Origin of the sequence: Nostocoides japonicum T1-X7, from assembly GCF_001046855.1 — a bacterium.
Classification (GTDB): Bacteria; Actinomycetota; Actinomycetes; order Actinomycetales; family Dermatophilaceae; genus Nostocoides; species Nostocoides japonicum.
Map to the genome: position 1 here is coordinate 3,349,786 of NZ_HF570958.1, position 12,269 is coordinate 3,362,054.

At 72.3% G+C, this 12,269-nt stretch carries 13 protein-coding genes and 1 pseudogene; 1 reads left to right on the forward strand and 13 read right to left on the reverse strand.

All coding sequences use genetic code 11. The features are described 5' to 3' along the window. Nucleotides 1–453 precede the first annotated feature (453 nt). The 5 genes from trmD to BN12_RS15200 form a co-directional block, all read right to left on the reverse strand. Nucleotides 454–1,806 carry a tRNA (guanosine(37)-N1)-methyltransferase TrmD gene (gene trmD / locus BN12_RS15180; RefSeq protein ID WP_048553761.1) on the reverse strand — a complete coding sequence of 451 codons (1,353 nt, stop codon included), beginning with the start codon at nt 1,804–1,806 and terminating at the stop codon, nt 454–456. A gap of 4 nt (nt 1,807–1,810) precedes the next feature. Continuing rightward, on the reverse strand, nt 1,811–2,371 hold the full coding sequence (gene rimM, locus BN12_RS15185) for a ribosome maturation factor RimM (protein WP_048553764.1): 561 nt from the start codon (nt 2,369–2,371) through the stop codon (nt 1,811–1,813). Between the two features lie 226 nt (nt 2,372–2,597). Then, a complete protein-coding gene (locus BN12_RS15190; RefSeq protein ID WP_048553766.1) occupies nt 2,598–2,840 on the reverse strand; it encodes an RNA-binding protein in 243 nt (80 codons plus the stop codon). Between the two features lie 2 nt (nt 2,841–2,842). Further along, nucleotides 2,843–3,349, reverse strand: coding sequence for a 30S ribosomal protein S16 (rpsP, locus tag BN12_RS15195; RefSeq protein ID WP_048553767.1), 507 nt, complete (start codon nt 3,347–3,349; stop codon nt 2,843–2,845). Between the two features lie 255 nt (nt 3,350–3,604). Further along, the gene (locus BN12_RS15200; RefSeq protein WP_048556459.1) at nt 3,605–4,069 is read right to left on the reverse strand and encodes an RrF2 family transcriptional regulator; all 465 of its coding nucleotides are present in this window, start codon (nt 4,067–4,069) and stop codon (nt 3,605–3,607) included. A 120-nt stretch (nt 4,070–4,189) separates the two neighbouring features. On the opposite strand from BN12_RS15200, the gene BN12_RS15205 reads away from it, so the two are divergent. Continuing rightward, nucleotides 4,190–5,089 (forward strand): glycoside hydrolase family protein, encoded by a 900-nt coding sequence (locus BN12_RS15205; RefSeq protein ID WP_048553768.1) that lies wholly within the window; start codon nt 4,190–4,192, stop codon nt 5,087–5,089. Between the two features lie 76 nt (nt 5,090–5,165). On the opposite strand, the gene BN12_RS15210 is transcribed toward BN12_RS15205, so the two are convergent. The 8 genes and pseudogenes from BN12_RS15210 to BN12_RS15240 form a co-directional block, all read right to left on the reverse strand. Further along, nucleotides 5,166–6,161 carry a sulfotransferase family protein gene (locus BN12_RS15210; protein WP_048553770.1) on the reverse strand — a complete coding sequence of 332 codons (996 nt, stop codon included), beginning with the start codon at nt 6,159–6,161 and terminating at the stop codon, nt 5,166–5,168. An 86-nt stretch (nt 6,162–6,247) separates the two neighbouring features. After that, on the reverse strand, nt 6,248–6,628 hold the full coding sequence (locus BN12_RS26715; RefSeq protein WP_407667822.1) for a TOBE domain-containing protein: 381 nt from the start codon (nt 6,626–6,628) through the stop codon (nt 6,248–6,250). A 36-nt stretch (nt 6,629–6,664) separates the two neighbouring features. After that, a pseudogene (locus tag BN12_RS26720) lies at nt 6,665–7,312 on the reverse strand (sulfate/molybdate ABC transporter ATP-binding protein); the annotation flags it as partial. Further along, nucleotides 7,309–8,115, reverse strand: a complete 807-nt coding sequence (gene cysW, locus BN12_RS15220; RefSeq protein ID WP_048553775.1) for a sulfate ABC transporter permease subunit CysW — start codon at nt 8,113–8,115, stop codon at nt 7,309–7,311. The pseudogene BN12_RS26720 and the gene cysW, both read right to left, overlap by 4 nt. Beyond that, nucleotides 8,112–8,984 carry a sulfate ABC transporter permease subunit CysT gene (gene cysT / locus BN12_RS15225; protein ID WP_083454679.1) on the reverse strand — a complete coding sequence of 291 codons (873 nt, stop codon included), beginning with the start codon at nt 8,982–8,984 and terminating at the stop codon, nt 8,112–8,114. Before cysT ends, cysW begins: the two co-directional genes overlap by 4 nt. After that, on the reverse strand, nt 8,981–10,015 hold the full coding sequence (locus tag BN12_RS15230) for a sulfate ABC transporter substrate-binding protein (RefSeq protein WP_048553778.1): 1,035 nt from the start codon (nt 10,013–10,015) through the stop codon (nt 8,981–8,983). Before BN12_RS15230 ends, cysT begins: the two co-directional genes overlap by 4 nt. 181 nt (nt 10,016–10,196) lie before the next feature. Continuing rightward, nucleotides 10,197–11,282, reverse strand: a complete 1,086-nt coding sequence (locus tag BN12_RS15235; RefSeq protein WP_048553780.1) for an amidohydrolase family protein — start codon at nt 11,280–11,282, stop codon at nt 10,197–10,199. Between the two features lie 9 nt (nt 11,283–11,291). Further along, complete coding sequence (locus tag BN12_RS15240) at nt 11,292–12,116, reverse strand: alpha/beta fold hydrolase (protein ID WP_048553782.1); 825 nt, start codon at nt 12,114–12,116, stop codon at nt 11,292–11,294. Between the last annotated feature and the right edge of the window lie 153 nt (nt 12,117–12,269).

The following is a 12,269-nucleotide window of genomic DNA, read 5'->3' on the forward strand; positions in this document are numbered from 1 at the left end:
CCCCCCACCCCTCCCCGGCAGGTGTGAGCTTTCCGTGGTCAGAACACGAAAGAAACCACGACAACCCCGCACCTGCCGACCACCCGAGCACCCCAGGACCAGGAACGACCCACCAAGTCCTTGTGGGGAAACTGACCCGAGCCCTGACCCTGACCAGCTTCCCCACAAGGACTCGCGCAACGGTCAACCCCTCACGGCAGGCGCTCGACCTCCGCGGCCGCCGGCTCAGCGACCACGCCAACCCCGCACGTGCCGAGTTGATGTCGTCCCCAGACGCGACTGACGACATCTTCTCGGCACGTGCACGCGCACCACCCCCCGGAAACTTGGACACAGGGGTTTGATCACGCAGCGGTTGGCACGCCCTGCCCGCGTCCCGGCCCGGCAGGTGTGAGCTTTCCGTGGTCAGAACACGAAAGAAACCACGACAACCCCGCACCTGCCGATGAGGGGTCAGCGCACGGGCTTGGTGAGCTCGACCGTTCCCGGGACGGCGCCCTCGCCCGGTCGCACCCGGTAGCCCGCCTTGCGGTAGGCGCGCAGGTTCCGCGTGGATCCGGCTCCGGTCGTGAGCCACAGGGTCCGGGTGCCGGGTGGTGCAGCGGCCTCGGCATAGCCGAGCAGCGCCCGGCCGAGGCCGCGCCCCTGGAGGTCGGGCGCGACCATGAGCCGGCCGATCTGCCAGGTCGTCTCGTCGTCCGGTGCGCACCGCGCCCGCACGGATGCCACGAGCCGACCACCCCGATCGACCTTCGCGCGTCCGCCCTGTTCGGCACCTCCCCGGCCTGCCTCCGCTCGACCTGTCTCCGCCTGATCGACATCTGCCTGGCCGGCCTCAGCCCGACCTGTCTCCGCCCAACCGGTGCCCTCGCGCCCTGCCCCTGCGCCGTCGCCCCTCACCCGGAACACCCAGGTCCGCCAGGTGCCGAGATCGGCGGTGACCGTCGCGAGATCCTCGTGGAGCGGGGGGATGCCGAGCGAGTCGTTCGCGATCGCCTCGCTGACCCAGCAGGCCCGCTGCAGGGTAAGGAGCTCCGGCGCGTCGGCCGGCGTGGCGACCGCGACGTCGAGGTCGCCGAGGCCGGACACGGTGGCGGTCCTCGCGAGCAGGTCGGGGCGGCGAGCCGCCGTCCGCCGCACCCGCTGCTCGTGCCGCCATGCCGCGATCGCCGCGTGATCGCCGGACAGCAGCACCGGAGGAACGTCGCGCACGACCGCGCCGTCCACCCACGAGGCGGGGCGCGTGTAGACGGGATACTCCAGCAGCCCGTCCTCGTGCGACTCCTCGACGAGGGAGTCGGCGTTGCCGATGACGCCGGGAAGCAGCCGGGCCACTGCTTCGACGATGGCGAGCACGGCGACCTCGCCTCCGCCCAGGACGTAGTCGCCGAGGGAGACGACCGTGACCGGCATACGGGCCGACGCATGCTCGTAGACCCGCTCGTCGATCCCCTCGTAGCGGCCGCACGCGAAGGCGAGCCACGGCTCGGTGGCCAGCGACCGCGCCAGCGCCTGGGTGAACGGCACCCCACCCGGTCCCGGCACGATCAGGTGCGGCACGGCGCCCGCGGCGGGTGCGGACGCCACGACCGCGTCGAGCGCCGCGGCCCACGGCTCGGGCTTCATGACCATCCCGGCTCCCCCGCCGAACGGGCTGTCGTCGACGGTCCGGTGGCGGTCGTGCGTGTGGTCGCGCAGGTCGTGGACCCGGATGTCGAGGAGCCCGGCGCGCCGGGCGGTCCCGATGAGGGAGAGGCCGAGAGGCTCCAGGTATGCGGGGAAGATCGTGACGACGTCGATCCGCACCGGGTCAGCCCTCGCCGGAGGAGTCGTCCGGCCGGCCGAGGTCGAGCAGGCCGGGCGGTGCGTCGACGACGACCCGTCCGCCCGGCACGTCGACGACGGGGACGAGTGCGGTCACGAACGGCACCATCGCCTCGTGGTGGTCGGGGAGGGTGAGGACGAGCAGGTCCTGCGCCGAGCCGGTCCGCAGTCCGCTCACCTGTCCGACGATCATGCCCGAGGGGTCGTATGCCGTGAGGCCGACGAGCTCGTCCTCGTACCACCCCTCGTCGTCGCTCGGTCCACCGTTCGTCGCGGCGTGGGCGGCGGCGAACAGCCGCGTCCCCCGCAGGGACTCGGCGCCCGTCCGGTCCGGGATCTGCGCGAAGGACAGGAGCCACACGCCGCGATGGCTCCGGGCCGAGGTCACCGTCAGCTCGCGGGGTACCCCCGAGCCGGCGGCGGCCTCCGTCGTGAAATGTGCCCCTTCGACGAGGCGCGCCCGGGGGTCGTCGGTGTGGACCTGCACGGTCACCTCGCCGCGCAGCCCGTGGGGCTTGCCGATCCGGGCGATGAGGACATCGGTCACGGGACCCAACCTAACGGGGAGAGCGGAGCGCGGTGACACGGGTGAATCGTGCTCGTGGGGAGGCTGGCCGGCGTCAGGGCACAGGCCAGCTTCCCCACAGGCCGCTCCGGTGCGAGGGCGCGCATCCCACGATCCCGCATACGCGAACGCACGGCGGGTATGCGGGAAGACAGGCTTCCGGCATGCCCGCCGTGCGCAGGCGGTGTGGATGCGAGCGGAGACGCGGTCAGCGCGCCCGGTCGGTGTCGACGATGTCGATGCGAACGTTCTTGCCCCCGGCGAGCGCACCCATGACGGTGCGCAGCGAGGAGGCGGTGCGACCGGCCCGGCCGATGACCCGGCCGAGGTCGTCGGGGTGCACGCGCACCTCGAGAACCTCTCCGCGGCGCAGGTTCTTCTCCCGGACGACGACGTCGTCCTTGTGGTCGACGATCGAGGTGACCAGGTGCTCCAGCGCCTCGTCGAGCACGATCAGGCCTCGGCCTTCTCGGCCGACGCGTCGGCGTCGGCGCTCGCGGAGTCGCCGCTCTCGGACTCGGCGGGCGCGGCCTGCTCCTGCTCGGGGGCCTCGTCCGCCTTCTTGGCGGTCCGCTTGCGCGGCGTCGTCGCACCGGAGGTGTCGTCGGCCCGCGAGGACCCGGCGGCCGCGATGGCCGCGTCGTAGAGCTCGCGCTTGCTCGGCTTGGGCTCCTTGACCTTCAGGGTGCCCTCGGCTCCGGGCTCGCCCTTGAACGTCTGCCAGTCGCCGGTCACCTTCAGGAGGGCCTCGACGGCCTCCGTCGGCTGGGCGCCCTGACCGAGCCAGTACTGGACCCGGTCGGACCGGATGTCGATGACCGAGGGCTCCTCGGTCGGGTGGTACTTGCCGATCTCCTCGATCGCCCGTCCGTCGCGCTTGGTGCGCGAGTCCATGACGACGACCCGGTAGAACGGTGCACGGATCTTGCCCATGCGCTTGAGACGAATCTTGACGGCCACGTGGGTGGTCACTCCTGCTTCTGGTTGTGAGCACGGCGAGACCGGGGTGGGGAACACGCCGGGGTGCCGATGCTCGATGTGTAGGCATCCGGACCGGACGAGAGGGGCCCGGCCGGACGGGTACAGCCGTCCATTGTGCCAGACCGACGCGGGTCCCCTGACCACGCGAGTCCTGAGGTCACACGCCGTGACCGTCGGGGTCGACCCGGCACCCTCCGACCCGATCCACCGACCCGGTCGACCGAGCCGCTCCGGTCAGCGGCTCTCCCATGCGTCGGGTGCTGCGGCCATCCGCTCGACGTGGGCCGGGAGGTGCCCGGAGAGGACGTCGGCGAGGGAGGTCTCGTCGAGGACGGTCCGCAGACTCGCCCGGACGGCCACCCACACGGTGGGCAGGTGCTCGGCCACACCCTCGTAGCTCGTCTCGTGGGGCCGCAGGCCGCGGACCTCGGCGAGCGGCCCGTCGACGGCGCGGAAGATGTCCCCGAGCGTGATCCCCGAGGCCTCGTGCGCGAGCCGGTAGCCGCCCCGGGTCCCCCGGACGCTCGACACGAGGCCGGCCCGGCGCAGGTCGGAGACGATGGCCTCGAGGAACTTGCGCGGCAGGTCCTGGCGGTGCGCGAGGGTCTCGACGCTCACGAGATCGTCGCCGCTCCCCTGCGACTCGGCGAGCGCGAGCATCGCGCGGACCGCGTAGTCGGTGCGCGCCGAGATGTCCACGGCGGCATTGTGTCGCATCGCCATCACGTCCCGGACACGGACCGCACGGCTCGGCGGATCCGCATGGTCCCCGTGACGTTCGGGCATCGACGGTGACGACTCCCGAATAGCCTGGTCGCCATGTCCACGACCCTCGACCTCCTGCTGCCGCGCTTCGACGACGCCGAGGTCGCCGTGCCGGCGCCCGGGCCGGGTCCCGGGAACTGGGCCGGCGCGGCGAGCGCCGTCCTCGTCGACGACGTCTTCTGGCTCGCCTACCGCGTGCGCCGGCCCCTCGACGAGGGTCGGGGCGTGAGTGTCGTCGTCGCCCGCTCGACCGACGGCGTGCGGTTCACGACGGTATGCGAGGTGTCTCGCGACGCGTTCGGCGCCGCCTCCTTCGAGCGTCCGGTCGTCATGCCGACCGACGACGGGTGGCGCCTCTACCTCAGCTGCGCGACGCCCGGCTCCAAGCACTGGTGGATCGAGGCGCTCGACGCGGCACGTCCGGAGGACCTGCCCTCCGGACACCGCACGGTCGTCCTCGCGGGCGACGCGGACTGGGGCGTCAAGGACCCCGTCGTCGTCCGCGACGGGGACCGGTGGCGGATGTGGGTCTGCTGCCACCCGCTCGCCGAGCCGGGTCACGAGGACCGGATGGTAACCCGGTATGCGACGAGCCCCGACGGTCTCGTCTGGCACGACGAGGGCGTCGCCCTCGCTCCCACCCCGGACCGCTGGGACTCCCGAGGAACCCGCGTCACGACGGTCCTCGGCCTCGACCCGCTGACCGTCCTCTACGACGGGAGGGCGACGGCCGAGGCCAACTGGTTCGAGACGACCGGCCTCGCGCAGGCCGTCGACGGCCGGCTCGTCCCCGTCTCCGACACCCCGCTCGTCGCCTCCCCCGAGGGCGACGGCGCCTTCCGGTACGCCGCGGCCGTGCCCCTGCCCGACGGCCGGGCCCGCTTCTACGCCGAGGTGGCCCGGGCCGACGGATCGCACGACCTCATGACGACGGTCGCAGGCCGTCCCGCCTGAGCCGACCGGGCCTGTCGGCCGGGCTCACCTCGCGACCGGGCGGGTCAGGCCCTCCTCCTTCCCCGACCCGCGTCTCCTAGCTCGCACGCTCCCGAGGCAGGGCCGCACCGCGGGAGGAGCCGGCGTCTGCGGGCTCGCCGGCCTGGGCGGCCCGGTCGGCGAACGAGCCGCGACCGGTCGCCGCGAGCCAGTCCGCATACGACTCGCCAAGGACCCTCTCGAGGAGGCGGACGTCGTCGGCGATCTCCTCGACGAGCGCGGCCCGCACCTCGGGCGCGAGCGCGGGACGGCGGTCCGGGCCGCCGTGCTGGAGCACCCGCAGGAGCGGCCGGCTCGCCGACCGCCAGACCTCCGGGCGGACGTGCTGCCCGGCATACGCACCGGCCCGCACGACGCGGCCGAGGGCGGCGGCGCGGGGTCCCGGCTGCACGTAGCCGCGAGCGTTGTCCTTCGGGACAACGGTGACGACGTCGGGCTCGACGCCGATGAAGGCGGCGACGCGGTCGAGGGTGCTCACGGGCTCGCTGACCAGCTGCCAGTACCGGATGACGAGAACCCGGTCCCGATCGACGAGTCCGAGCAGGTCCTCCAGCTGCTCGCCGTACCGCCCGAGCCGCTGGTAGTGCCAGAACGGCGCCCAGCCCCTGCGGATCCGGTCCCGCTCGGCGTGCCAGGCCTCGACGAAGTCGGGGATCGGCTCCAGACCGTCGACCCACAGGTGCATCCAGTTGGAGTACGCCCGGTCGATGGGGTCACGGACGACGACGACGAACCGGGCGTCCGGGAGCTCCTCGGCGATCCGACGCCGTGCGGAGCCCAGCGAGAGGTAGAACGGCGTGCTCTCGATGCGGACCAGCCCCTCGGGCGCGGGCGCGAAGAGCGCCTCGTAGTCCTCCCGTCGCCAGACCCACTCCTGCTGGCTGTGGGCGTCGCCCGGACCGACGTATGCCGGTGGCGGGGCGTCCGCGCACATGAAGTACTTCGGCTCCTTGATCCGCGGCGTGAACACCTGGGGATGCATCGCGAGGGCTGCGTGGAGGGCGCTCGTCCCGGCCTTGGGAGCGCCGATGATGAGCGCGTCCGGACCCGATAACCTACTTTCATATAGGAATTCTACTCATGGCTGCAGCGCCGATGGGAAGGAACCTCGCGCCCGGCTCAGGCCCGTGCGGGCTCCCCCACGCCGGCCGTGGACGCAACCTCGTCCGCCTCGGCGGCATCGGCCGGAACGCCGGCATCGGGCGGCTGCGGCAGGTCGCGGACCGCGTGCGACGGCGCCACCGCCCACACCTGCTCCCCGGCCACGAGGCCGAGCTGCTGGGCGACCCCTCGGGTCACCTCCGCCGCGAACCGTTCGCCGTCGGCGTCGCGCAGCTCGACCCGCACCTCGAAGCCGAGGCGGACGACGCGCTCGATCGTCGCGAGGACTCGCCCCGGGCCGTTCGCCCGCGTGTCGTCGGGAGCGGGCCGCTCGAGGACGATGTCGTGCGGTCGGACGAGCGTCCCACCGACGGAGGACACCGAGCCGAGGAAGGACATGACGAACTGGTTGTCCGGGGCGTCGTAGAGGGTGTCCGGGTCGCCGATCTGCTCGATGCGCCCACGGTTGAGGACGGCGATCGTGTCGGCGACGTCGAGAGCCTCCTCCTGGTCGTGGGTGACGAGCACGGTCGTCACGTGCACCTCGTCGTGGAGGCGCCGCAGCCAACGCCGCAGGTCCGCCCGGACCTTCGCGTCGAGCGCCCCGAACGGCTCGTCGAGGAGGAGCACCTCGGGGTCCACGGCGAGGGCTCGGGCCAGGGCCATCCGCTGCCGCTGACCGCCGGACAGCTGGGCGGGATACCGGTGCTGGAAGCCCTCGAGCCCGACGACCTCGAGCAGCTCGTCGACCTTCGCCCGGACCTCCGCCTTGGGGCGGCGCCGGATCGTCAGGCCGAAGGCGACGTTGTCGCGGACCGTCATGTGCTTGAACGCCGCGTAGTGCTGGAAGACGAAGCCGATGCCGCGCTGCTGGGGCGGGACGCGGGTGACGTCCCGGCCGGCGATGACCACCGTCCCCGCGTCGAGCGACTCGAGCCCGGCGATCGAGCGCAGCAGCGTCGACTTCCCCGACCCGCTCGGGCCGAGGAGGGCGGTGAGCGTGCCGGACGGGATCTCGATGCTCACGTCGTCCAGGGCGCGGAAGGTCCCGAAGTCCTTGCGGGCGCCGGTCACGGTGATCATGTCGTGCTCCTCTTGCGGTCGAGCAGGGTCATCAGCAGGAGCGTGACGACCGCGAGGCCCATGAGGAGGGTCGCGGCGGCATACGCCCCGTAGGTGTTCTGGTCGTCGATGTAGCGGGAGTTGACGAGCAGGGTGAGGGTCTGGGAGATGCCCGGGAAGTTGGAGCTGACCATGGTCACGGCCCCGAACTCGCCGAGCGAGCGGGCGATGGTGAGGACGACGCCGTAGGTGAGCCCCCACCGCATCGCGGGGAGGGTGATCCGCCAGAAGGTCTGCCAGCCGCTCGCCCCGAGCGTGGCCGCCGCCTGCTCCTGCTCGGTGCCGATCTCGACGAGAACCGGCTCGACCTCGCGAACGACGAACGGGAGGGTGACGAAGATCGTCGCGATGACCATGCCGGGGAGGCCGAAGATGACCCGGAAGCCGAGATGCTCGACCCCTCCGAACCAGCCGCCGACGCCCCACAGCATGATGAGCGACACGCCGACGACGACCGGGGAGACGGCGAACGGCAGGTCCACGACCGCCTCGATGAACCCCTTGCCGCGGAACGATCCCCGGACGAGCGCGAGGGCCGTCGTCACCCCGAACACGACGTTGAGGGGCACGACGATCGCGACGATGAGCAGAGTGAGGTTCATCGCGGAGATCGCCGCCGGGGTCCTGATCGACTCCCAGAAGGCGCCGAACCCGGGCTCGAACGTGCGCCACAGGATCATCAGGACGGGCACCGCGAGAAGTGCGACGAGGTAGGCCAGCGCGAGGGTGCGCAGGGTGAGTCGGGACGTCGTCGACGTGGTCATCGGACCTCCTCCTCGCGGCGCCGGCCCCGCCCCGCGGCCACCCGCAGGACGAAGAGCGTCACGAAGGCGATGGCGAGGAGGGTGACCGAGACCGCCGCCGCGTTGACGGGCTGGTCGATCTCGATCGCCTGCTGGATGTACTGCGAGGCGACCTGGGTCTCGCGAGGGATGTTGCCGCCGATGAGCACGACGGAGCCGTACTCGCCGATGGCGCGTGCGAAGGCCAGTCCCGTCCCGCTGATGATCGCCGGGGCGAGCGTCGGCAGGACGATCCGGCGGAACGTCGTCGGCCCGCTCGCACCGAGCGACGCGGCGGCCTGCTCGACCTCGCGGTCGGCCTCGAGGAGCACCGGCTGGACCGAGCGCACGACGAACGGCAGGGTGACGAAGGCGAGGGCGACGACGAGTCCCCACCGGGTCGCGTTGATGTGGATGCCGACGGGGCTGTCGGGACCGTAGAGGCTGAGCAGGACGATGCTCGCGACGATCGTCGGCAGGGCGAACGGCAGGTCGATGAGGACGTTGACGACCTTCTTGCCGGGGAAGTCGTCCCGGACGAGGACCCAGGCGATGAGGGTGCCCATGACCGCGTTGAGGAGGGCCACCGCGACCGAGACGAGGATCGTGACGCGGAGCGCCGCGAGCGCCGTCGGAGCGGTCACGGCGTCCCAGAACCCGGACACCCCACCGGCGAAGGACTTCGCCGTGAGGGCCGCGAGCGGGAGGAGGACGATGACGCTGAGCCACGTGACGACGAGGCCCACCTGGAGCGACCGGCCGCCCGGGGCGCGCGTGCCCCGGGCGGGCGGCACCGTCTCCGCCGCCTCGACGGCAGGCGACGGAGGGGGCGGCGTCGCGACCGAGGTCACTTGGTCGCCTTGTCGTAGATCACCGCGATCTTGCCCGAGCCCTTGGTGAACAGGTCCTTGTCGACCGACGGCCAGCCACCGAGGTCGGCGATGGTCCACAGCTTCTGCGGCGTCGGGAAGGTGTCGCCGTGCTTGTCGGCGATGCTCTTCACGACGGGCCGGAAGCCGGCCTCCGCGATGTTCTCCTGCCCGGCGTCGGTGTAGAGGTAGTCGTCGAACGCCTTCGCCGCCGTCGGGTTCTTGCTGTTCTTCGTGACGGCGACCGGGTTCTCGATCTTGAACGTCTGCGACGGGATGAAGTACTGGACGGCGTCGCCCGCCTTGACCGCGGCGATCGCCTCGTCCTCGTAGGACAGGAGCACGTCGCCGGTGCCCTGGACGAAGGTCTCCGTCGCCTCACGCCCCGACGTCGGCTGGACGTGGACGTGCTGGGTGATGAGCTTGGTGAGGTATGCGAGGCCGGCGGCCGGGTTCTTGCCGCCGTCGCTCTTCACGGCATACGGCGCGAGGAGGTTCCACTTGGCCGAGCCCGAGCTGAAGGGGTTCGGCGTCACGACGGAGACCCCCGGCTTGAGCAGGTCGTCCCAGTCCTTGATCCCCTTGGGGTTCCCCTTGCGGACGACGATGGCGACGACCGAGCCGAACGGGATGCCCTTGTACTGCCCCGAGTTCCACGACGGGTCGACGATTCCGGCGTCGACGAGGCGCGTGACGTCGGGCTCGACGGAGAAGCTGACGATGTCGGCCTGGGCACCGGCGCCGACCTTGCGCGACTGGTCCCCGGAGGCCCCGTAGGACTGCTGGAACTGGATGCCCTTGCCGGCATCGGTGGCCTGGAAGCCGGGGATGAGCTGGCTGTAGACCTGCTTGGCGACCGAGTAGCCGTAGATGCTCACGGTGCCGGTGGTCTTGGCTCCGGCGGAGGCGCCGCTGCCTGCCGTGTCGCTGGAGCCACCGCCCGCACAGCCCGTCAGGCCGAGTGCTGCGACGGCGGTGACGGAGGTGAGGACGACGCGAAGTCGACGGGACATGTGGAGGGCTCCTTGACGTGATGCGGTGGACGATTGCGTGCTGACGGAACGAAAGTACCCAAAACCCATGAGTGAAGTAGGACTTTTGACAATTGTGGGTCAACGAGGCGACCGAGCGGCGGTGACGTCTCGCCATCCGGTCAGGGTCAGGAGCCCGGTGCCGGGTCAGGCCCGCGCGACGTCAGCGCCAGGAGCGCCCGCGCAGCAGGATCATCGACGGGTGGGCGAGCACGCCCACGTCCGCGCGCGGGTCGGCGGGCAGGACGAGCAGGTCGGCGTCCTCGCCCTCCTCCAGCCCGGGCCGGCCGAGCCAGGCTCGCGCACCCCACGTCGCCGCCTCGAGGACCGCCGCGGTCGTCAGGCCGGCGGCGCGCAGCTCGGCGCACTCCTGCGCGGCGAGGCCGTGCGGCAGCGACCCGCCGGCATCGGTGCCGACGTAGACGGGGACGCCCGCGTCGACGGCGGCGGCGACCGTGGCATACCGCCGCTCGTGGAGGTCGAGCATGTGCCGGTGGTACTCCGGGAACTTCTCGGCGGCCGACGCGACGATGCGGGGGAAGGTCGCGATGTTGACGAGTGTGGGGACGATCGCGATGCCCTGCTCCGCGAAGGAGGAGATGGTGTCCGCGTCGAGGCCCGTCGCGTGCTCGATGCAGTCGGTGCCCGCCGCCGCGAAGTCGCGGAGCGACTGCTCCCCGAAGCAGTGTGCCGTCACCCGGGCACCCTCCTCGTGGGCGGCGGCGATGGCCTCGGTCAGGACGTCGACGGGCCAGCACGGCGCGAGGTCGCCGACCTCCCGGTCGATCCAGTCGCCGACGAGCTTGACCCAGCCGTCCCCGGCGCGAGCCTCGGCCCGGACGCGGGAGACGAGCTGGTCGGGCTCGACCTCCCAGGCGTAGTTGCGGAGGTACCGTCGCGTCCGGGCGATGTGCCGCCCGGCCCGGATGACCTTCGGCAGGTCGTCCCGCTCGTCGATCCACCGGGTGTCGCCCGGCTGCCCGGCGTCGCGGATGAGCAGCGTCCCGTGCTCACGGTCCGTCGTCGCCTGCCGCTCCGCCTCCTCACGGGGGACCTCCCCGTGAGGCCCGAGCCCGACGTGGCAGTGCGCGTCGACGAGCCCGGGCAGGACCCAGCCGTCGACCGTCGTGACGTCGTGGTCGCCGCGCGGCGCGGCATACGTCATCCGTCCTCCGACGACCCACCCCTCGGGACGGACGTCGTCCGGCCCGGCGAGGACGGGACCGGTGAGGTGCAGCACCGTTGCCATGGGCCGACCCTACCGAGCGTCGGCCGCCTTCCCGGCGGACGCCACGACCCGGCGCAGCGCGGCGACGACGACTCCCGGGGCGTCCGTGTGCACCCAGTGCCCGGCCCCCTTGACGGTGAGCTGCCGCACGCGGGGGAACATCCGGCGCATCGCCTCGCCGTCCTCCTGCCGGACGTATGCCGACTCCGCCCCCGCGATCCACAGGACCGGTCCCTCGTATGCGGGGCGCTCGGCGAGCGACTCCGGCCAGTCCGCGACGAGCGAGTCGGTGCCGCGGGCGACGTCGCGCGCGAAGAGGTCGAGGTTGGCCTGCCACCGCCAGGAGTGACCGTCCCGCCGCAGGTTCTGCAGGAGGAACGCCTTGACGCCCGGGTCGGACTCGACGTAGCGGCTCTCGGCGTCCGCGCGTGAGGTGAGCTCGGCGAGCGGGAGTGCCTGCATCTCGCGGATGTAGCCGGCGAAGCGCTCGAGGTCGCCGTAGTCCTTCGGCGCGATGTCGACGACGACGAGCCGGCCCACGAGCTGCGGCTCGGTGAGCGCGAGGGCCATCGCGACCTTGCCGCCGAGGGAGTGCCCGACGACGATCCACCGGTCCTCGCCCCCGGTCGCGCGGAGCGTCGCGGCGACGGCAGCGGCATACCCCTCCAGGGAGAACTCCTCCGACCACGGCGACCTCCCGTGGTCGGGCAGGTCGACGAGCAGGCAGCGCGCGTCCGCCCCGTCGGGTCCGCTGACCGCCTTGGCGATCTGCATCCAGTTGCGCCCCTGGCCGAACAGGCCGTGGAGGAAGGCCACCCGCGGCCCGCCCGTCCCGGCGGTCAGCGTCGCGAGCACGGGGATCAGCCGCGACCCAGGAACTTCTCGAAGCCCTCGGGGAGCTGGCTCGTGTCGAGGTCCTTGCTGCCACCGCCGAGGGCGCCGGCGCCGAACGCGGACCCGGCGGGCGCGGATGGTGTCGGCGCGGCGGACCGGCGCTGGGCCGCGGCG

What these genes read in the sequence shown, in the direction of transcription:
- BN12_RS15205 (WP_048553768.1), top strand. Translation starts at nt 4,190, where the DNA reads ATGTCCACGACCCTCGACCTCCTGCTGCCGCGCTTCGACGACGCCGAG.
- BN12_RS26715 (WP_407667822.1), bottom strand. Translation starts at nt 6,628, where the DNA reads ATGTCCTTCCTCGGCTCGGTGTCCTCCGTCGGTGGGACGCTCGTCCGA.
- cysW (WP_048553775.1), bottom strand. Translation starts at nt 8,115, where the DNA reads ATGACCACGTCGACGACGTCCCGACTCACCCTGCGCACCCTCGCGCTG.
- BN12_RS15230 (WP_048553778.1), bottom strand. Translation starts at nt 10,015, where the DNA reads ATGTCCCGTCGACTTCGCGTCGTCCTCACCTCCGTCACCGCCGTCGCA.
- BN12_RS15235 (WP_048553780.1), bottom strand. Translation starts at nt 11,282, where the DNA reads ATGGCAACGGTGCTGCACCTCACCGGTCCCGTCCTCGCCGGGCCGGAC.